The following is a 20,425-nucleotide window of genomic DNA, read 5'->3' on the forward strand; positions in this document are numbered from 1 at the left end:
TTTTTCCCGGATATGAGGAATACTGGAACAGCGCTGAAAAAAAGGGGTATTCCGGGACGGCTGTGTTTTCAAAGGTCAAGCCGCTTAACGTGACATATGGTTTGGGTATAGAGGAACACGATAAAGAAGGGCGGGTTATTACAGCCGAATATCAGGATTTTTATCTGGTCAATGTGTATACCCCCAATTCGCAGCGTGGTTTAGAACGGCTGGACTATAGACAGGTCTGGGAAGATGCGTTCCGCGCGTATCTATTGGAGCTCGATCAGCTGAAACCTGTTCTTGTTTGCGGCGATCTTAATGTCGCACATCGGGAGATTGACCTGAAAAACTGGAAAACTAATCGCAATAATGCCGGTTTTACAGATGAAGAAAGGGCAAAAATGACGGAACTGCTGACGGCTGGTTTTACAGATTCTTTCCGTTATCTGTATCCTGATAAAGAGGGTGCTTATACCTGGTGGTCATATATGTTCAAGGCACGTGAAAAGAATGCCGGGTGGCGTATCGACTACTGGCTGGTTTCCGACAGATGGGCTGACAGAATAGAAGACAGTCTGATCTATGCGGATATTACAGGCAGTGATCATTGCCCGGTAGGCTTGGTTTTAAAATAAATTTTCTGTAATGACACGAGGTCACAATATGGATTTTAAAATAACAGCACCTTTTGAACCGGCCGGCGATCAGCCTCAGGCTATCGAGAAACTGGCGGAAGGTATAGAAAAAGGCCTGCGGACACAGGTTTTGCTTGGCGCTACAGGCACGGGCAAAACCTATACTATTGCCCAGGTCATCAACAAGGTACGCAAACCGACATTAGTTATAGCGCACAACAAAACACTGGCGGCACAGTTAGCCAGCGAGCTCAAAGCTTTTTTTCCGGAAAATGCAGTGGAATATTTTGTCAGCTATTATGATTATTATCAGCCTGAGGCTTATATTCCGCAATCGGATACTTATATCGAAAAAGATGCATCGATCAATGATGAGATCGATAAACTGCGGCATTCAGCTACCAGCGCTTTATTTGAACGGCGTGACGTAATTATTGTGGCCAGTGTTTCGTGTATTTACGGCTTAGGCGCGCCGCAGGAATATTATGATATGGTGCTTTCGCTGCGTGTAGGGCAAACGATCGACCGACAGGCTATTTTGCGGAAACTGGTCGAGATCCAATATGATCGTAATGACGTTGCTTTTCAACGCGGTACTTTTCGTGTCCGCGGCGACGTTATTGAAGTCATTCCTGCCGGGTATAACGAAAAAGCAGTTCGGATCGAGATGTTCGACGATGAGGTGGAACGGATACTGGAAGTCGATGTGCTGACCGGAGAAATTCTGGCTAAGCGCAGTCATGTTGCTATTTTTCCGGCTTCGCACTATGTAACCTCCCGTGAAAATCTTGACCGGGCAATGGAAGATATTAAGGTGGAACTGGCTGAGCGTCTGGAATATCTTAATGCACATAATAAATTACTGGAAGCACAGCGGCTGGAACAGCGTACAAATTATGATCTGGAAATGATGAATGAAATGGGTTACTGTTCCGGTATCGAGAATTATTCGCGCCACTTAGCTAACCGTAAGGCCGGGGAACCGCCCTTTACTTTAGTCAATTATTTCCCCAAGGATTTTCTTTTAGTGATAGATGAATCTCATGTTACCTTACCCCAGATCAGGGCGATGTATGCCGGTGACCGTTCGCGTAAGGAAATGCTGGTAGAACATGGTTTCCGGCTGCCTTCTGCTTTTGATAACAGACCTTTTACCTTTGACGAGTTTCAGCAGCAGGTCAATCAGGTGATTTATGTTTCAGCGACACCGGCCAAATATGAAATGGAACAGACCCAGCAGGTTGTCGAGCAGATCATCAGGCCTACGGGCTTATTAGATCCGCAGGTAGAGATCAGACCGATCAAAGGACAGATCGATGATCTGTTGACTGAAATACATAAAGTCACTGAGGCTGGCGAACGTATTTTGGTGACGACGCTGACTAAACGCATGTCAGAAGATCTGACTGAATATCTAAAGCAGGCCGGTGTAAAAGTGCGTTATCTGCATTCAGAGATTGCAACGATCGAACGTGCTGAAATCATTGACGATTTGCGCAATGGTAAATTTGACGTTTTGGTAGGCATCAATTTGCTGCGGGAAGGCTTGGACCTGCCGGAGGTTTCGCTGATCGCTATTTTAGATGCTGATAAAGAAGGCTTTCTGCGCAGTGATACGGCCATGATCCAGACTATCGGCCGTGCCGCCCGGAATGAGCATGGCCGGGTCATAATGTATGCTGATCGCATTACAGATTCGATGCGGCGGGCTATTGATGAAACGAATCGCCGGCGGGAGCTGCAGGAGGACTATAACAAAGAGCATCATATCACGCCTAAAACTATCTATAAAGAACAACGTCAGCTGATAAAACTGACGAAGATCGCCGAAGATGATGCTATAGAGGATTATAGCGATAATGCGATCAAAAAACGGTCAGAAAAGGAACTGCAGAAAATGGCCAAAGAACTTGAGAAACGAATGGCTGCTGCGGCCAAAGAGCTTAACTTTGAACTGGCGGCAGAACTGCGGGATCGTTTGATCGTAATTAAAGGACAGTTAGGCCAGAAATTGACGCCTAAGCCCAAAAACAGGAGTAAGCAATGAAAGAACAATTGATTGTAAAAGGTGCCAGGCAGCATAACCTGAAAAATATCACTGTCGAGATACCGCGTGACGAGCTGGTCGTCGTTACCGGATTATCAGGCAGTGGTAAATCTTCTCTGGCGTTCGATACCATTTATGCAGAGGGACAGCGCCGTTATGTCGAGTCGCTTTCGGCTTATGCGCGGCAATTTTTAGGCCAGATGGATAAGCCGGATGTAGATTATATTGAAGGGCTCAGCCCGGCGATTTCTATTGATCAGAAGACTACCAGCCGTAATCCGCGTTCAACAGTGGGTACGGTAACTGAAATATACGATTACCTGCGCTTGTTGTTTGCCCGTATCGGAGAACCGCATTGTCCTAACTGCGGTAAAATCATCGAACGGCAGACAGTAGAGCAGATCGTCGATCATGTGCTGGAGTTGGCCGAAGGCACTAAGTTCATGGTAATGGCGCCGTTAGTGCGCGGTCGTAAGGGTGAACATCAGAAAATTTTGTATGCTATGCGCAAAGCCGGTTATGCCAGGATGTATATCGATGGCGAGGTACGCACTTTAGACGAAGAAATAACCCTGGATAAGAAACGCAAGCATAGCTTGTCTGTAGTAGTAGATCGTTTGGCGGTACGCGAGGGTATCGCCCAGCGTCTGTCAGATTCGGTAGAAACTGCGTTAAAGCTGGCAGAGGGTTTGGTTGAGATAAGTATTATTGGCGGTGAAGCGCAGCTGTACAGCGAGCATTTTGCCTGCAGCGACTGTGGTATCAGTTTGCCTGAAATCGAACCGCGTCTTTTTTCTTTCAATAATCCTTATGGCGCCTGCCCGGAATGTACCGGCTTGGGAATGAATATGGAGCTGGATAAGGAGCTGATCGTTCCAGACGGCAATAAAACTTTTGCAGAAGGGGTTATTGCTGCTCTCAGTACTAATATGGAAGCTTATCATATGAAACAGCTGGGAGCCGTGCTGAAAGCTTATGGGTATGGCTTCGAGACAGTTTGGAATGATTTGCCGGAAAAAATAAAGGACTTGCTCTGGTATGGCAGCGGTGAAGAAAAATTTTCGTTTGTTTATGAAAACATGCAGGGCGAGGTAAAAAAACATACTACTGCTTTTGAAGGTATCATTCCCATGCTGCGCCGTCGCCATCGCGAGGCCTTTTCCGAGCGGATGCGTCTGGATATAGAAGGGTTTATGACAAGCAATCCCTGTCCTGTATGCCATGGCGCCAGATTGAAAAAAGAGGTCCTGGCGATTCTTGTCGGCGGCAAAAATATTTGTCAGGTCACGGCTTTGACAGTGCGTGATGCAATAGAATTTTTCAATACGCTGGAACTTACTGAACGACAACAGATCATTGCCAAACAGGTTCTAAAAGAAATTCTGGCCCGGTTAAAATTTTTGAATGATGTGGGGCTGGACTATCTGACTCTGGACCGTGCGGCCGGAACACTTTCAGGCGGCGAGGCTCAGCGTATCCGGCTGGCTACGCAGATCGGTTCCGGTCTGGTCGGCGTATTATATATTTTAGATGAACCCAGTATCGGCCTGCATCAGCGCGATAACAGTAAATTGCTGGAGACACTGAAACATCTGCGGGATCTGGGCAATACGCTGCTGGTAGTCGAGCATGATGAAGAAACGATGTATGCTGCCGACCAGATCATCGATATTGGCCCTGGTGCAGGTGAGCATGGCGGTAATGTAGTGGCTCAGGGACCGGCTGAGGTCATCAAGCAGTCCGAAAATTCAGTAACGGGCCAATACCTGAGCGGACGCAGGTTTATTCCCGTACCCAAAAAACGTCGCAGCAATGATGGCCGTTTTATTGAAATCAAGGGCGCGCAGGCAAACAACCTGAAGAACATCGATGTAAAGATCCCGCTGGGTGTTTTTACAGTTGTAACAGGTGTTTCCGGCAGCGGTAAGTCGACGCTGATCAATGATATCCTTTATAACGCCCTGGCAGCCAAGCTGCATGGGGCACGTTTGCGTCCGGCGGAACATAAAGAGATCCTGGGCTTGAATGAGATCGATAAAGTTATCAATATCGACCAGTCACCTATCGGCAGAACGCCGCGTTCCAATCCGGCCACCTATACCGGAGTATTTGATTTTATCCGCGAGCTGTTCAGCCAGACCAATGAGGCCAAGCTGCGTGGTTACAAGCCGGGGCGCTTTAGCTTTAATGTCAAAGGTGGACGCTGCGAAGCCTGCCGCGGTGATGGGATGAATAAAATCGAGATGCATTTTCTGCCTGATGTGTATGTTCCCTGCGAAGTATGTCACGGTGCCCGTTATAACCGCGATACGCTGGAAGTGCATTACAAAGGTAAAACTATTGCCGAGGTTCTGGATATGACAGTTACAGAAGCCTGTGAGTTTTTCAAAAACCTTCCCCGTATTTACCGCAAGCTGGAAGTGCTTGAAGATGTCGGCTTAGGTTATATCAGATTGGGACAGGCTGCAACGACGCTTTCCGGTGGTGAGGCGCAGCGCGTGAAGCTGGCGACAGAATTGTCACGTCGCAGTACTGGTAAAACACTGTATATTTTAGATGAACCTACCACGGGTCTGCATATCGCCGACGTACATAAATTGTTGGAGGTTTTGCAGAGACTGGTTGGAGCAGGAGATTCCGTCGTTGTTATCGAACATAACCTTGACGTTATCAAAACTGCCGACTATATCATCGATTTGGGCCCTGAAGGCGGCGACAAAGGCGGAACTTTGCTGGCCTCGGGGACCCCGGAAGAAGTTGCCAAAAATAAGAAATCCTATACGGGCCAATATATCAAACAAGCTTTGGCTCAGGCCAAAAAACATGGGTGGTATCAGTAATGAACGAATCTATTGCTAAAACTTTAGCCGTACTGCCGGATAAGCCTGGCGTTTATATAATGCGTGACGAGCATGGCAAGATCATCTATGTCGGAAAAGCGGTAGTGTTAAAAAACCGTGTACGCAGTTATTTCCGCAATCTGGCGTCACATACGGTGAAAGTTAAAGCATTAGTTGCCAAAGTTGCCGAGATCGAAACTATCGTTACTGACAGTGAAGTTGAAGCGCTTATCTTAGAATGTAATCTGATCAAAAAACACCGTCCCCGCTATAATATCATGCTGAAGGATGATAAAACCTATCCTTATCTGAAGGTGACGGTACAGGAAGAATTTCCGCGTATTTATGTTACCCGCAGGCAGATGCGTGACGGCGCCAGATATTATGGCCCTTATGCAGATGCCGGCGCCATGCACGCTACCGTCAAACTGCTGCGGTCAATGTTCCCTTTGCGGAATTGCCGCAAAATGAATACGGACAGACCCTGTCTTCAATATCATATAAAGCGTTGCCTTGCACCCTGTGCCGGTTATGTTTCCCGTGAGGACTATGGGAAAATGATCAAAGCGGTATGTATGCTCCTGGATGGGCGCACTGCTGAGCTTGAACGTGAGCTTAAGCTGCAGATGCAGCAGGCGGCGGAAAACTATGCTTTTGAAGAAGCTGCCCGTGTACGCGATCAGCTGCAGGCAGTAATGCGGCTCAACGAACAGCAGAAAGCGGTAACAGGCGGCGGCGATCTTGACGTAGTGGGACTTGCCAAAGACAGTACCGGTATCTGCTTACAGATATTTTTTGTGCGCGGCGGGAAATTGATTGGCCGTGACAATTTCTTTTTACAGAATGATGACGACAGCGAGCAGGATGTTTTGACTGCTTTTATAAAACAGTATTACAACGAGGCTTCGTTCGTACCGCGGGAAATACTCTTGCCGGTACTTCCGGCAGCCGAGGAAATGACGGTGCTGGCAGAGTGGCTGGCGTCAAGAGCAGGACGCAAAGTGGAGTTTTTGCAGCCTCAGCGGGGTACAAAACGTGAATTGCTGCATCTGGCGACTGAAAATGCGGCTAAACTTCTTGAAGAACGTCTGCGCAAAGGGCAGCTTTCGCTGCAAACTGAAGAACAGGCGGCAGAAGAACTGCAGAATGCCCTGCAATTGCCTGAACCGCTGGCAAGGATGGACTGTTTTGATATTTCCCATACTCAGGGAACAGAAACAGTTGCCTCAATGGTCGTTTTTCGTAATGGGAAACCCAGTAAAAAAGATTACCGGCGCTATAAGATCGAATCTACGGAAGGAAAGCCGGATGATTTTAAATCTATGCAGGAGGTAGTTTACCGGCGTTATAAAGATTATGAGGATCTGCCAAGCCTTGTTATTATCGACGGTGGCAAAGGTCAGCTGAGTTCGGCTTTGGAAGTTATTCGTGGTTTAGGTCTGCACGAGCTTCCTGTTATCGGCCTGGCCAAACGTGAAGAAGAAATTTTTACAGAAGGTTCTTCTGAAAGCATTTTGCTGGACAGAGAATCAGCCTCCTTACATCTTATCCAGCGTATTCGCGATGAAGCTCACCGTTTTGCGATAACTTATCATCGTAAGCTGCGCAGCAAGCGTAATATGGTTTCTATCCTTGACCATATCGAAGGGATCGGCGCTAAAAGACGTCAGGCTTTATGGAAGCGTTTTCAGTCGCTGGATGCCATGAAAGCAGCCAGTGTCGAGGAGTTGGCAGAAGTCGAAGGGATGAATTATCCTACGGCGCAGCGTATCTATGATTTCTTCCGTTTAGACCTGCCTGAAAAAAAAGAAGTGCTTAAATAAATTAAATCGTCATTTATGTAATTTTTGTTTGCTGACTTTTGCCGTATTGATGGTATAATATTATTAAAGAACTATTAGTGAAAAGCTGCTGCCTGAACAGGAATGAAAATTTTAATATTACTGTTAAAATAAAACCTGTTTGGCAGTACTTCGCTGATGTAATTGAAAATATCAAATTAAGGAGTTGAAACAAATGGAAAAATGGGTATGTGATGTTTGTGGTTATATTTATGATCCGGAAATAGGTGATCCTGATAATGGGGTTGCTGCAGGTACTGATTTTGCAGATTTGCCGGCTGATTGGGTTTGCCCCTTGTGCGGCGTTGGTAAAGACCAGTTCAGCAAACAATAAAAATAATAGCAAAGAAGTTTCGCTATGCGGAACTTCTTTTTTCTTTTATTTTTGAGCCTGGTGAGAATACGCAGCCTTGCGGGATATGGTATAATGTAGTTCGGGTGATGTTATGTATGCTTTTTTTCTGCGTGCCGTAACGTTGAGCGTGCTTTATTTTTGTTTGCTTTATTGGACGAATGTTATAGAAGTTGTCACATTAGGCGGGCTGATCGCCGGAGCCTGTATTGCAGGGATCGGCAGCGCTTTAGTGCAGCTTCTGGCATGGAAAATCGGCGGCTCCATATTGCGAAAACGGGCTTTGCTGTTTGTGGGCAGCAGTTGTTTGACTATGGATATTATGCGCCTGTTGCCAGGCTATACTGTAATTGATAAATTTGGCGCCTTAGTCTTGCTGGCAGTATTTTGCCTGCTGGTGCTTGGTGTTACTGAATTAACTGTGGAAAAGGAGCTCAAGGAATGAAAATCAAAATGATTGCCAGTGATATGGACGATACACTGCTGAACAATGACCGGAAAATTTCTCCGCGCAATCTTGCCGCTATAAAAAAAGCATTAGCTGCCGGGATCGTGTTTACGCTTGCCACGGGCAGAATGTACAGATCGATCAAACCATTTGCCGAACAATTGCAGTTAGATGTACCGTTGATCGCTTATAATGGGGCCCTCGTCAAAGGCGCGCTTTCAGAAGAAGTCTATGTCAGGAAACCGCTGCAGCTGCAAACAGCTTTAGATGCTTTGGCCTATTGTAAAGAAAAAGGCTATTATGTGCAGGTATATATAGACGATGAACTGCTGGTAAAAGAGGAAAATGAATATTCGCGTATGTACAGCCGCATTTCCGGGGTTCCTACCACAGCGGTCGGCGAAGCTGTATACAACATCAACAAAGCGCCGCATAAATTACTGTTGATGACTGAAAGTAAGGATTTTGCAGCTGCCTGGCAGGATGTTGCCGCTCGGTTTAAGGGGCGTATGGACGTGACCAGCTCTAAAGATAACTTTTTAGAACTGATGGAGCCGGGCGTTAATAAATGGGGCGCTGTCGAAGCATTAGCGGCAAGCTTTGGTATCCAGCCTGAAGAAATCATGTGTATAGGCGACTCTAATAACGACCTTTCCATGATCGCCAATGCAGGTATCGGCGTCGCTGTTGCCAATGCCAAACCGCAGGTTCAGCAGGCAGCAAAATTGATTACTGCCTGCAATGATAATGATGGCGTGGCTTTGGCTATTGAAAATATCCTTACTCAACAGGCTGAAATCGACTTACAATAAGAAAAATTGAAAAACTGACTCAATCAAAAGACACCGCTTTTATGCAGCGGTGTCTTTTGATTTTCAGTTAACTATATATGGTTAACTGGTTGACTTAAAAACGTTAACGATATATAATTTGATTGTTAACTAAAAACACATCAGTGGTTTACGAAGGAGCTGGAGAAATGGAAAATTTTATTATAAGTCTGGCAGACAAAGTTCTTCAAGGTGATGCAATTACGCGTCAGGAAGCTGAACAGCTCATTACTGTCAGTGACGACGATACGATGCTGCTTTTGGCGATGGCGGATAAAATCAGGCAAAAGTTTACAGGCAACGCTGTAGACTGCTGTGCTATCATCAATGGCCGCAGCGGCCGTTGTCCTGAAAACTGCAGATTTTGTGCTCAGTCAGCCCATTATGATACTGGCGTTGAAGAATATCCCTTGCTGGCTGAAGATGAGATCGTAGCCGCGGCTAAAAAGGCTAAAGCTGCCGGTGCGGTAAGGTTTTCTATTGTTACCAGTGGGCGGGGACAAAGTAAAACAGATGATTTTGAGAATATTTGTAAAACGCTTATTCGTATCAAGCGGGAAGTAGGCATAGAAATTTGTGCTTCTTTGGGAATCTTAACAGAAGCGCAGGCAGTTACATTAAAGAAAATAGGCGTCACCAGATATCATTCCAATATTGAAACAGCACCCAGTCATTTTCCGGATATCTGCAGCACTCATACCTATGAAGATAAAATGTTTACGATCCGTAATGCCCAGAAAGCAGGCTTAAGAGTTTGCAGCGGCGGTATTTTTGGACTTAATGAAACTGCACAGCAGCGTGTAGAAATGGCTTTTGAATTAAAAAGACTTGGTATAGATTCAGTACCGCTTAATTTACTTACGCCTATACCGGGTACTCCTTTTGCTGATAATAAGGCTCTGTCTCCTTTAGAAGTTTTACGTGCGTATGCGGTATTCCGTTTTATTCTGCCTAACGCACTCATCAGGACTGCCGGCGGCAGAGAAGTGAATCTGCGTGATTTGCAGGCGCTGGCGCTTAACGGCGGTCTTAACGGTATCATGATAGGCGGTTATCTGACTACTGGCGGCCGCAGTACGGAGGCCGATAAGCAGATGCTTAAAGATTTGGGACGGACAGTGACTGTTCCGGCATTGTAAGTTCAGGAAGGTGAGAAGATGCTTTACAGTGTCAAAATGCGTTCTGCTCAGGGCGGTCCTCATGAAAAAGGCGGCCGCCATATTTCAGGGGCCGAACGTATCTTAAGTGAAGAAAAAATAGAACAGACGATCATCGCAATGCTGCACCGGGCCCAGGAACATCAGCGCGGAACAGCTGATTTTGTCAGCTTAAAGGTAGAAGTAGTAAAGCCTGCTGATATTTTTTATCGGCCCTTACTGCCACTGTCAAGTTGCACGGCAGGGACTGTCGAGGAGGGGCGGGCGGCGGCGCTGGCGGAACTTATCAAAGCAGGAGTGAGTGCCGCTGCTGCTGCTGCAGGAATCGCGCAAATAACCGGTTTACGGGACAGTATGCGGGGAGCGATGCTTTTAGATGCTGTTACGGGGCGGAGAGTAGATGGTTTAGGTGCTCGTGGTGTACGGGTCAGCAAAATGGATTGTGACAATGCAGGACGATATGAGGCCAAGCTGGTAGAAAAAGGGCTTTTGGGTGATCATGTACGTGAAGCGTTAGTACTGGCCTCTAAAGTTGCCAGTGCCGCAGGTATTGTTGCCGAATTATGCTGGTCGGATGATCCGGAATATGTGACCGGATATGTGGCATCACCAAAATATGGTTACAGGCGTATTCCCATAATGAAAGAATATGGGAATCCTGTCGGCGGCAGAGTTTTTTTTACAGAGCCGGAGGCTGACCTACAGAAGCTAATTGCCTATTTGCAGGATCAGGTAGTACTGATCAGACCGGAGGAAGGATAAAATGCTGGAGACGAGGATCGCAGAAGAATTGGCCTGCATAAGGCAGGCGGGACTGGAACGCAGCATTATGGATCTGCATTTTGTAAATCCTGTTCAGGCTCGGGATCGGGCCGGGAAAACTTATCTTGTACTGGCCAGTAACAATTATCTTGGTTTGACTCATGCCCGGGAAGTGCTCGAGGCGGCGCAGGAAGCTGTTTTTAAATTTGGTACAGGGTCTAGTGGTTCACGGTTGACTACGGGAGGGACCTTTGCGGCAGGCGAACTGGAAAAAAGGCTGGCGGATTTTAAACACAGCGAAAGTGCTTTGGTGTTTAATACAGGCTATATGACTAATTTAGGCGTTTTGTACGGCCTGCTCAAACCCGGTGACGTTGTTTTCAGTGACGAACTTAACCACGCCAGTATTATTGACGGCTGCCGCATTAGCCGCTGCCGGGTAGTTGTATATAAACATAATGACATGGAAGATTTGCGGCGGCTTTTAGAGACAGAAAAGGTTATTGGACAGCGGTTCATCGTTACGGACGGAGTTTTCAGTATGGATGGCGATATTGCTGACCTGCCTGCTTTAGCCGTCTTAAAAAAACGCTTCGATGCCTGCCTTATCGTTGACGATGCTCACGGAGTAGGAGTAATTGGCAGTGACGGCAGTGGAACGGCGGCTCATTACGGTATGCCCGGTATAATAGATCTGCAGGTGGGGACCTTGAGTAAAGCACTGGCGGCAGAAGGCGGCTATGTGACCGGCAAAAAAATACTTATTGACTATCTTATCAATAAATCGCGTCCGTTTATTTTTTCAACAGCATTGGCTCCGGCTACTTTAGCTGCGGCAAATGCGGCACTGCGCCTTTTACAAACTCAACCGCAAAAATATCTTGGTTCCTTATGGGAAAATACTAAACTGATGCGCCGCCTTTTAAAGAACGGCGGCCTGCAGGTAGTTGAAGGCACTACGCCGATCATACCGGTGTTGATAGGGGAAGCGGAACTGACGATGCGGTTTGCTGATAAGCTGAGAGGCAAAGGCATTTTAGTATCAGGCATTCGTCCGCCTACAGTGCCGCAGGGTGAAAGCCGTTTACGGATAACGGTCACGGCGGCCCATAGTGAAGAACAGTTACGCCAGGCGGCACAAATAATTACTGCGCTTTGGCAGGAACTAAGACAGGGTGAAGAGAAAGAAGGCTGAATAAATGTTAGGAATAGGCGTTACGGCAACGGATACTGAAATAGGTAAAACTGTAGTAAGCGGTGCCTTGGCGGCAGCGATGCAGTATCGAGGCTATAAGACAGGCGTTTACAAGCCGGCTGCTTCGGGGTGCGTCAATAACAGTGCAGGAAAATTGATTTCCACAGATGCGGAATTTTTACTGCATTGTGCGGGGTTGCAAATGGAAGAACATGATAAAGTCGTACCCTATGTACTGAAGGCTGCTTTGGCCCCGGCAGAAGCCAGCCGTCTTGCCGGCGTAAAAATAGAACCGCGGGTAATGCTGGCAGGTGCCAGACAGATGCTTTCCAATCATCAAATCAGTATTGTTGAAGGCGTAGGCGGTATTTCAGCGCCTTTGACAGAAGATTATCTGGTCAAAGATTTTTTCAGGGATCTGCAGCTGCCTTTGGTGATAGTTGTCAAAGCAGTACTTGGCAATGTCAATCATGCTGTACTGACAGCCGAATATGCCAGGGTACACGGTCTGCAAGTACTGGGACTGATAGTTAACGGCTGGGATGAAAAAACTGCCGGCGGTTTAGAAACGAGTAATCTTTATTATTATGAAAAATTAACGGGTCTGCCGATTTTAGGGAAACTGCCGGTACTGCCGCAGGAACTGCTGCAAGAATTTAACAGTCAGGCGTTAGCTGAAATTACGGAAGCTAATATTAATGTTGATAAAATATTGTCATTAGCCGGAGGTGTTGTAAAATGAATCAATGGGAAGCTATGGATAAAGAATATGTATGGCATCCGTTTACGCAGATGCAGGGCTGGAACGAAAACAAACAGTTGGTGATAGATCGTGGCGAAGGCGTCATGCTGTATGACACCGAAGGAAAGGCTTACTATGACGGTATTTCCAGTCTCTGGGTCAATATCCATGGACATCGGCGTCGGGAGATAGACGAAGCTGTCAAAAAGCAGCTTGATAAAATAGCTCATTCCACTTTACTTGGCCTGATCAATAAGCCGTCTGCCGAACTGGCGCAAAAACTGATCGAGGTAACACCGGACGGACTGAACAAAGTCTTTTATTCAGATGATGGTTCTACTGCCGTGGAAGCGGCTGTAAAAATAGCGTTCCAGTACTGGCAGCACAAAGGCCGGCCGGAAAAACAGCAATTTATCAATCTGGGCGATTCTTACCATGGCGATACAGTAGGCGCGGTCAGCGTTGGTAATATAGACGTTTTTCATAAAGTTTATAAACCTCTGCTGTTCAATACTAAAAAAATGACCTGTCCGTCGTTTTATCACAGTAAAATTGCAGGGGTCGATACCGAGGCTGATTTTTTAGATTTTTTGCTGAGCGAACTGGAAGAATATTTAAAAGCCAACAGCGGGAAAGTCGCGGCAATGATCATCGAACCTTTGGTGCAGGCAGCGGCAGGAATGCTGATGCAGCCTAAGGGATATATTAAAGGCGTGCGCGAGCTGACCAGAAAATATGATGTGCTGCTGATAGTTGATGAGGTGGCAACTGGTTTTGGCCGTACAGGAAAACTGTTTGCCTGTGAGAATGAAGGGGTCTGTCCGGATATGATGTGCTTGTCTAAAGGTATTACCGCGGGTTATATGGCTTTGGGAGCAACAATGACGACAGATGAGATCTATAATGCTTTTTTAGGAGAAGCTTCTGATTATAAAACTTTTTACCACGGACATTCCTATACTGGTAATCCTTTAGCCTGTGCGGCCGGTGTTGCCGGGCTGGAGATATTTGAGAAAGAAAGCGTTATTGAAAACCTGCCGCCGAAAATGGCCGTGATCGCTGAACATATGCAGACGATGAATAGTATGAAATATGTTGGTAACGCACGGCAATGCGGTATGCTTGCCGGTATTGAATTGATGCGGGATAAGGAGCTGAAAATACCGTTTGCCCCTGCGCTTTTGATGGCCGGCGGCATTTGCCAGACTGCCCGGAAATATGGGCTGATCGTCAGAAATATTGGTGATGTTATTATTTTTATGCCGCCGCTGGCAAGTACAGCACAGCAGATCGAAACAATGCTGGCTCTGCTGGAACAGGCCATGCAGGAAGTTTTTGAGAAAATCGATCAGCATAGCGATGTTAAGTTTTCTGATCCCTGTGCATTCTGATTTTAGGCGCCCTGAAAGGGGCGCCTTTTTGGTCTGTTTGATATTATTTGAAAAATGACGAGGTATTTTCGAGCCTAGTGAGAATATAGACTCTTGTGGTATAATAAATCCTATAGGGTCATTTATTATGGTTTTAGTATAGATGGAGGTGAGCTTATGGAAGAATCAAAATTTCTGATCATTACAGGGATGTCCGGAGCCGGTAAAACACAGGTAGTGCGGACATTGGAGGACATGAATTTTTTTTGTATCGACAATTTACCGCCGGCGCTTATTCCTAAGTTTGCCGAGTTATGCCGTCAGACACAGGCCCGCAATACTGCCTTGGTAGTAGATGTACGCGGCGGCCGTTTTTTTGACGAGCTGATAGAGATCCTGGATGAAATGAAAGCTATGGGGCATGAATATGAATTGCTGTATCTTGATGCTTCTGACGACAGCCTGATCCGGCGGTATAAAGAAACGCGCCGCCGTCATCCGCTTGGGCAGGGCAAAAGCCTCAGCGAAAATATTGCTGTAGAACGCGAGCGTTTGACAGAAGTGCGCAACAGAGCCACACATATCATAGATACTACAGATATGCCTACGGCAGAGCTGAAAGAAAAAATCTGGAAGCTGTACTCTGACAATGGCGGAGCAGAACGGATGATAGTTTTAGTGCAGTCCTTCGGCTTCAAGCATGGCCTGCCCTTAGACAGCGATATGGTGCTGGACGTCAGATTTTTACCAAATCCGTTTTATGAAGAAGATTTAAAACGTTTAACTGGTAACGATCAGCCTGTTGCTGATTTTATCTGCCGCTTCCCGCAGACTTTTCAGTTTTTGAAAAAAGAAGAAGAAATGCTGGAATTTCTGCTGCCGCAGTATATTTCCGAAGGCAAAAGCCAGCTTGTGATAAGTGTAGGCTGCACCGGGGGACAGCATCGTTCAGTATTCATAGCTAATCGGTTATATGAATTTTTGCGCACACAGGGCTACGCGGTTCAGCTTTCGCACCGTGATCTGCGGCGTAAAAATAAATAAGAGGAGGTTCTCCTATGGGCTGGATCAGTTGGCTGTGTCCGGGCATAAACCTGAAACGCTGGCTGCTGCTTTTTGCAGGCGGCGTATTGTGCTGCGCCATAGGTTTGGCGCTGTTTTTCAATTACCAGTTTATGGGCTTCGTTGAAGAAATGCTTTTTCGGATGTCCTATCTGACTACCGGTAAATATTCCAATACAGTCTCGATGCTGATAGGTTTTATTTCCTTATGTGCCGGACTGTTTATTATGTATTATGCAACGCGGAAAATCATTCGTTCTGTAGTCGAGGCGGTGATGCCGGATAACAATGCATCGCTGATGGAAATAATTTTTACACAGCGTAAACTGACACGCGGGCCGGCAATTACTGTTGTCGGCGGCGGGACAGGCCTTTCTACTCTGCTGCGTGGGATGAAATATATTACCAATAACTGTACCGCTGTCGTTACTGTGGGTGATGACGGTGGTTCGTCAGGCCGGCTGAGAAAAGAAATGGGTATTTTACCGCCGGGTGATCTGCGTAACTGTCTGGTTGCCTTGGCAGATCGCGAGCCTTTGATGGAACGGATCATGCAGTACCGTTTTAAAGGTGATTCTCCGCTTGCCGGGCATAGCTTTGGCAATCTGTTCATTGCCGCCATGGCCGAAGCCGAAGGCGGTATGGAAGCTGGCCTTGCTGCTACGAGCCAGATTTTGAATGTGCGCGGCAAAGTCGTTCCGTCAACGCTGAGAGATATCAGGCTAAAAGCAGAAATGACAGATGGCAGTATCATAAGCGGCGAATCGGAAATCCCCAAAGCACATAAAAGAATTAGAACTATGGCCATGGAACCGGCCGATGCACCGGCGACGGCCAGTGCCGTAGAGGCTATTTTAAATGCTGATATCCTGATCTTTGGTCCCGGCAGTCTTTATACCAGCGTTATACCTAATCTCTTGGTCAAAGGTATCCGGGATGCGGTGATCAAATCGTCAGCTGTAAAAATATATATCTGTAATGTTATGACCCAGCCGGGAGAAACAGACGGTTATGGTGCTTTTGAGCATGTGCAGGCACTTATTCAGCATGCCGGCGTGCAGTTTCTGGACTATGTGATAGTAAATGACCAACGGGTTACCGCAGCGCAATTAGCGCAATATAATGAAAAAGGTTCCATGCCGGTTACGTCTGATGTCAAAAAAATTGAACGGCTTGGGATCCAGGTCATTCCCACACGGCTTATCAGTAACAAAGATCTGGTACGGCATAATCCGCAGAAACTGGCGCAGGTCATTATTTCCCTGGTCTATCGTCTGCGCCTGTTTGGTAAAGGTATACAATTTTTTGATTACTTCTTTATGCGGCAAAGTATGCGTGAATTAAAGAAAAAATAGGCATATATCAATTATTACAGAAGGAGCATGCCCAGTGTCTTTTTCTAACGAAGTAAAAAATGAATTAGCGCGGTTGGAAAATGGTAAACAGTGCTGTGAAAAAGCAGAACTGTTTGGACTGCTGAGAATGAGCGGCGCCATTATATTACGGGGACGGAACATGGGGATCCATTTTTCAACTGAAAACGCCGCTTTAGCCAGACGGGTCCTGCAGTTATTTAAAAATAACTACGAAGTCAAAACAGAAGTGGTAATAACAAGATCACGACGGCTAAAAAAGAATAACCGTTATCAGGTCAAAGTAGTGCCTTCACCGGAAGCCGGTAAGGCCTTAAAAGAGCTGCAGCTGCTGCCGTCTGAACACGAAAGCGGTAAAACATCGTTATTGGCGACGCCTTGCTGCCGCAAATCTTTTCTGCGCGGAGCTTTTCTGGCGGGAGGTTCTATCAGCAGGCCTGCCAGTGATTACCATCTGGAAATGGTGACCGAGAACCAGACTTTTGCCAAAATGATCATGAAAACGATGCAGGGGTTTTCATTACCCGTAAAAATAACGGACAGAAAAAACGATTATATCGTTTATTTAAAAGAAGGTAATGGCATCACCTCATTTTTGTCAGTTATCGGTGCTCATAATGCTTTACTGGAATTTGAGAATGTACGTATTGTTAAAGAAATGCGCAATAATGTCAACCGGGTAGTAAACTGCGAAACGGCAAATCTTAACAAAGTTGTACAGGCAGCTGTGCAGCAGCTTGAAAGCATACGTTATATAGAAAAACATCTGGGATTAGGAAAATTGCCGTTGACCTTACGTGAAACAGCAGAATTGCGCTTAGAACATCCCGACGCTTCTCTAAATGAATTAGCGGATTTATCCGAAGGAAAAATAGGAAAATCAGGAATCAATCATCGATTGAAAAAATTACAGCATTTGGCTGAAGAACTAGGGATGATAAAGAATGAGTGATCTTTGGAAAAAGTATAAAAAAGGTATAGCTGTTGCTTTTTTAGGTATAGTCGTCTTGCTGGCGGCAGTGGGAGTTTATGTAAGATATGATTATCAGCAGTATTGCAGAGAGGCAGTGCCGATATTGGAATATCACGGCATTGGCCCGGCAGACGGCTGGATGAAAGAGTTGTTTGTCCCTAAAGAAACTTTTGAAACGCATTTGCAATATCTGCATGATAACGGTTATAAAATGGTATCGGTGCAGGAAATGGCAGAAATGTTTGCTAAAGGCGAATCGACGGAAAAAACGATCGTTTTAACCTTTGACGACGGTTACCTTGATAATTATACCAATGTCCTGCCGCTTCTGAAAAAGTACGAGGCAACGGCAACTTTCTTTGTTGTCCACAGTAAAATAGGCCATTACAGATATATGACGCATGATCAGATACAGTCTTTGATAGATAATGGGATGGAAATTGGTTCTCACACGATCAATCATCAGATATTGACTGATATAGACCCGCAGTATCTGAGCTGGGAACTGGCTACGTCCAGATATTTTCTGAAAAAAGACTATAATGGTTATGTGGTTCGTTCGCTTTCCTATCCTAATGGTATGTATAACTCCAAAATTTTAGCAGCTGTTAAAGAATACGGCTATTATTGGGCAGTTACAGGTAATGCCGGTACTGTCAGCAAAAAAATTATAGAACAAAAGCCTTTGGAATTGGGACGTATCTATATTGATGCTTCCAATATCAATACTTTTAAAGAAAGGCTGCGTTATTCATATTGGGTCGGATACCTGAAAGAACGCGGCATCAACATACATTTTTTCAAGAGTTTATAAGAAAATACGGGATAGCACTTGCAGAAATTCATAAAAAACGGTAAAATAAATCAGTAAGTAAAACATATTGGGGGTATCTTAAGATGAGAAAACACATTAAAACCGTAAATAAAGCAATTCTGAACAAAACTTTAAAAACCGGCGGCTGCGGCGAATGCCCGGCTTCCTGCCAATCCGCTTGCAAAACTTCCTGCACTGTTGGCAATCAGGTTTGTGAACAAAAATAATTCAGGCTGTGGCTTTATTTAACTAGCATATTTGTTTAATTTGCAGCTCCCTGTTTTACAGGGGGCTGTTTTACTATGAAAGGTGGAACTACATGCTTATTCATAAAATGCGTCTTGATGATTATATGGCTGTGCTTGACGTCAACAGCGGTGCCGTACATCTGGTAGATGAGGTCATCTATGATCTGCTTGATGTTTTTGATGGAACCAATGATGAAGAAGCTATTGCAGCCTTACAAACAAGCTATCAGGAAGCGGACTTGCGTGAAGCGTTAGAAGAACTGCACCAGTTACAGGCGGAGGGCCTGCTTTTTTCTCCTGAATTTGAAGTGCCTCAGACCTTTGCCGAAACACCGATCCTGAAATCACTTTGCCTGCATATCGCTCATGACTGTAATCTGCGTTGTGGCTATTGCTTTGCAGGAACAGGAGATTTCGGAGGGTATCGTGCAATGATGAGCAAAGAAACGGCTGAAAAGGCTGTTGAATTTGCTATCGCCGGCAGTAAAATGCGTCATAATCTGGAACTGGATTTATTTGGCGGTGAACCGCTGATGAATCCGGAAGTTGTCAAGCATGTAATAAATTATGTACGCCGACGTGAAATTGAAACCGGTAAAAATATCAAATTGACACTTACGACCAATGGAACGCTCTTAAATGATGAGATTATTCAATTTTTAAATGATAATCGCGTCATGCTTGTACTTAGTCTGGACGGGAAAAAAGAAACTCATGACAACATGAGACCGTTCCCGAATAAAACAGGCAGCTACGATGCAGCTGTCCGTGGCTTTAAAAAAGTTATTGCAAGCCGTAAAGGCAAGAATTATTACCTGCGTGGTACGTATACTCATTTTAATCCGCACTTTGCTGAAGATACTCTGGATATGACGAAAATAGGGAAAGAACTTTCTGTAGAACCGGTTGTGGGAGTTGATGAACCTTACGTGCTCACAGAAGCCGATCTGCCGGTACTATATGAGGAATATGATAAACTGGCACGTGCTTATCTGCAAAAACGTCGTGAAGGTGACCCGTTTGACTTTTTCCACTTTAACGTGGCTTTGGACAATGGTCCCTGTGTGGCTAAACGCTTGGCAGGCTGCGGAGCAGGGCATGAATATTTTGCCATTACGCCTGAAGGTGATATTTACCCTTGTCATCAATTTGTTGGCAGAGAAGAGTACAAGTTGGGAACATTGGAAACAGGCGTGGTAAAACCTGAACTGGTACAAAAATTCAGGCATACCCATGTTATGACCAAAACAGAATGCAGCACCTGCTGGGCCAGATTTTTCTGCAGCGGCGGCTGTCATGCCAATGCTGACCTTATCAATGGCGACATCAGCAAACCGTATCAATACGGCTGTAAATTGCAGAAAAAACGCTTGGAATGTGCTATCGTGCTGCAGGCTGTTTTGTCTGCAGAAGCTCAGGATGGCAAAGACATGCGCCCGGAGATAACCAATTTTAAATATGAAGTAGAACAGAAATGATTTATGTATTTAATTTTACCGGCAGCGGCTGCTGCCGGTAAAAAATAAAAAAAGTTGCAAAAAGCACTTGAAATTTTTCGTAAAATCTAGTAAGATAATGAAAGTCGCCTGAAGCGATTATAAGCAGTGAAGAACTGCAAAAGCCGTTAAAAAAAAGATGGAAAAAGTAGTTGACAACATCAATAAGATGTAATATACTATACAAGTCGTCAAAAACGGCAAGCAGAACCTTGAAAACTGAACAATAACCAAAAACGAATGTGCGGGCGAGCGTTT

18 protein-coding genes are annotated in these 20,425 nt (G+C 45.6%); all 18 read left to right on the forward strand.

Annotated features, from left to right (window positions below):
* Positions 1-617 (forward strand): exodeoxyribonuclease III (locus Q4G98_RS11985; protein WP_301962007.1); only part of this gene is annotated, 617 nt, incomplete at its 5' end.
* 28 nt (positions 618-645) lie between these two features.
* Positions 646-2,664: an excinuclease ABC subunit UvrB gene (uvrB, locus tag Q4G98_RS11990; protein ID WP_298564571.1), complete on the forward strand. Its 2,019-nt coding sequence runs from the start codon at positions 646-648 to the stop codon at positions 2,662-2,664.
* A complete protein-coding gene (gene uvrA / locus Q4G98_RS11995; RefSeq protein WP_177561251.1) occupies positions 2,661-5,504 on the forward strand; it encodes an excinuclease ABC subunit UvrA in 2,844 nt (947 codons plus the stop codon). Before uvrB ends, uvrA begins: the two co-directional genes overlap by 4 nt.
* Positions 5,504-7,327 carry an excinuclease ABC subunit UvrC gene (uvrC, locus tag Q4G98_RS12000; RefSeq protein ID WP_177561252.1) on the forward strand — a complete coding sequence of 608 codons (1,824 nt, stop codon included), beginning with the start codon at positions 5,504-5,506 and terminating at the stop codon, positions 7,325-7,327. The genes uvrA and uvrC overlap by 1 nt, the downstream gene beginning before the upstream one ends.
* Before the next feature lie 193 nt (positions 7,328-7,520).
* Positions 7,521-7,679, forward strand: coding sequence for a rubredoxin (rd, locus tag Q4G98_RS12005; protein ID WP_177561253.1), 159 nt, complete (start codon positions 7,521-7,523; stop codon positions 7,677-7,679).
* A 112-nt stretch (positions 7,680-7,791) separates the two neighbouring features.
* Positions 7,792-8,142 (forward strand): hypothetical protein, encoded by a 351-nt coding sequence (locus Q4G98_RS12010; RefSeq protein ID WP_177561254.1) that lies wholly within the window; start codon positions 7,792-7,794, stop codon positions 8,140-8,142.
* Entirely contained in the window at positions 8,139-8,957 is an 819-nt protein-coding gene (locus tag Q4G98_RS12015; protein WP_177561255.1) for a Cof-type HAD-IIB family hydrolase, read from the forward strand. The genes Q4G98_RS12010 and Q4G98_RS12015 overlap by 4 nt, the downstream gene beginning before the upstream one ends.
* Before the next feature lie 167 nt (positions 8,958-9,124).
* The gene (gene bioB / locus Q4G98_RS12020) at positions 9,125-10,114 is read left to right on the forward strand and encodes a biotin synthase BioB (RefSeq protein WP_177561256.1); all 990 of its coding nucleotides are present in this window, start codon (positions 9,125-9,127) and stop codon (positions 10,112-10,114) included.
* An 18-nt stretch (positions 10,115-10,132) separates the two neighbouring features.
* A complete protein-coding gene (locus Q4G98_RS12025; RefSeq protein ID WP_177561257.1) occupies positions 10,133-10,894 on the forward strand; it encodes a 6-carboxyhexanoate--CoA ligase in 762 nt (253 codons plus the stop codon).
* Position 10,895: 1 nt separating this feature from the next.
* Entirely contained in the window at positions 10,896-12,089 is a 1,194-nt protein-coding gene (gene bioF, locus Q4G98_RS12030) for an 8-amino-7-oxononanoate synthase (protein ID WP_177561258.1), read from the forward strand.
* Positions 12,090-12,093: 4 nt separating this feature from the next.
* Positions 12,094-12,831, forward strand: coding sequence for a dethiobiotin synthase (gene bioD, locus Q4G98_RS12035; protein WP_177561259.1), 738 nt, complete (start codon positions 12,094-12,096; stop codon positions 12,829-12,831).
* Positions 12,828-14,222, forward strand: coding sequence for an adenosylmethionine--8-amino-7-oxononanoate transaminase (gene bioA, locus Q4G98_RS12040; protein ID WP_177561260.1), 1,395 nt, complete (start codon positions 12,828-12,830; stop codon positions 14,220-14,222). Before bioD ends, bioA begins: the two co-directional genes overlap by 4 nt.
* Before the next feature lie 156 nt (positions 14,223-14,378).
* Entirely contained in the window at positions 14,379-15,245 is an 867-nt protein-coding gene (rapZ, locus tag Q4G98_RS12045) for an RNase adapter RapZ (protein WP_177561261.1), read from the forward strand.
* 14 nt (positions 15,246-15,259) lie between these two features.
* Entirely contained in the window at positions 15,260-16,618 is a 1,359-nt protein-coding gene (gene yvcK, locus Q4G98_RS12050) for a YvcK family protein (protein WP_177561262.1), read from the forward strand.
* Positions 16,619-16,652: 34 nt separating this feature from the next.
* Complete coding sequence (whiA, locus tag Q4G98_RS12055) at positions 16,653-17,588, forward strand: DNA-binding protein WhiA (protein WP_177561263.1); 936 nt, start codon at positions 16,653-16,655, stop codon at positions 17,586-17,588.
* Positions 17,581-18,423 carry a polysaccharide deacetylase family protein gene (locus Q4G98_RS12060; protein WP_177561264.1) on the forward strand — a complete coding sequence of 281 codons (843 nt, stop codon included), beginning with the start codon at positions 17,581-17,583 and terminating at the stop codon, positions 18,421-18,423. Before whiA ends, Q4G98_RS12060 begins: the two co-directional genes overlap by 8 nt.
* 83 nt (positions 18,424-18,506) lie before the next feature.
* Positions 18,507-18,650, forward strand: coding sequence for a six-cysteine ranthipeptide SCIFF (scfA, locus tag Q4G98_RS12065; protein ID WP_113077846.1), 144 nt, complete (start codon positions 18,507-18,509; stop codon positions 18,648-18,650).
* A 92-nt stretch (positions 18,651-18,742) separates the two neighbouring features.
* Complete coding sequence (scfB, locus tag Q4G98_RS12070) at positions 18,743-20,149, forward strand: thioether cross-link-forming SCIFF peptide maturase (RefSeq protein WP_177561265.1); 1,407 nt, start codon at positions 18,743-18,745, stop codon at positions 20,147-20,149.
* Positions 20,150-20,425: the final 276 nt, after the last annotated feature.

Source organism: uncultured Phascolarctobacterium sp. (genome assembly GCF_958349595.1).
Taxonomy (GTDB): domain Bacteria; phylum Bacillota; class Negativicutes; order Acidaminococcales; family Acidaminococcaceae; genus Phascolarctobacterium.

Coding starts and splice junctions, on each gene's coding strand:
- scfB (WP_177561265.1), top strand. CDS start 18,743: ATGCTTATTCATAAAATGCGTCTTGATGATTATATGGCTGTGCTTGAC.
- uvrA (WP_177561251.1), top strand. CDS start 2,661: ATGAAAGAACAATTGATTGTAAAAGGTGCCAGGCAGCATAACCTGAAA.
- uvrB (WP_298564571.1), top strand. CDS start 646: ATGGATTTTAAAATAACAGCACCTTTTGAACCGGCCGGCGATCAGCCT.
- scfA (WP_113077846.1), top strand. CDS start 18,507: ATGAGAAAACACATTAAAACCGTAAATAAAGCAATTCTGAACAAAACT.
- bioD (WP_177561259.1), top strand. CDS start 12,094: ATGTTAGGAATAGGCGTTACGGCAACGGATACTGAAATAGGTAAAACT.
- uvrC (WP_177561252.1), top strand. CDS start 5,504: ATGAACGAATCTATTGCTAAAACTTTAGCCGTACTGCCGGATAAGCCT.
- Q4G98_RS12010 (WP_177561254.1), top strand. CDS start 7,792: ATGTATGCTTTTTTTCTGCGTGCCGTAACGTTGAGCGTGCTTTATTTT.
- Q4G98_RS12025 (WP_177561257.1), top strand. CDS start 10,133: ATGCTTTACAGTGTCAAAATGCGTTCTGCTCAGGGCGGTCCTCATGAA.
- Q4G98_RS12060 (WP_177561264.1), top strand. CDS start 17,581: ATGAGTGATCTTTGGAAAAAGTATAAAAAAGGTATAGCTGTTGCTTTT.
- rd (WP_177561253.1), top strand. CDS start 7,521: ATGGAAAAATGGGTATGTGATGTTTGTGGTTATATTTATGATCCGGAA.
- bioB (WP_177561256.1), top strand. CDS start 9,125: ATGGAAAATTTTATTATAAGTCTGGCAGACAAAGTTCTTCAAGGTGAT.
- bioF (WP_177561258.1), top strand. CDS start 10,896: ATGCTGGAGACGAGGATCGCAGAAGAATTGGCCTGCATAAGGCAGGCG.
- bioA (WP_177561260.1), top strand. CDS start 12,828: ATGAATCAATGGGAAGCTATGGATAAAGAATATGTATGGCATCCGTTT.
- Q4G98_RS12015 (WP_177561255.1), top strand. CDS start 8,139: ATGAAAATCAAAATGATTGCCAGTGATATGGACGATACACTGCTGAAC.
- rapZ (WP_177561261.1), top strand. CDS start 14,379: ATGGAAGAATCAAAATTTCTGATCATTACAGGGATGTCCGGAGCCGGT.
- yvcK (WP_177561262.1), top strand. CDS start 15,260: ATGGGCTGGATCAGTTGGCTGTGTCCGGGCATAAACCTGAAACGCTGG.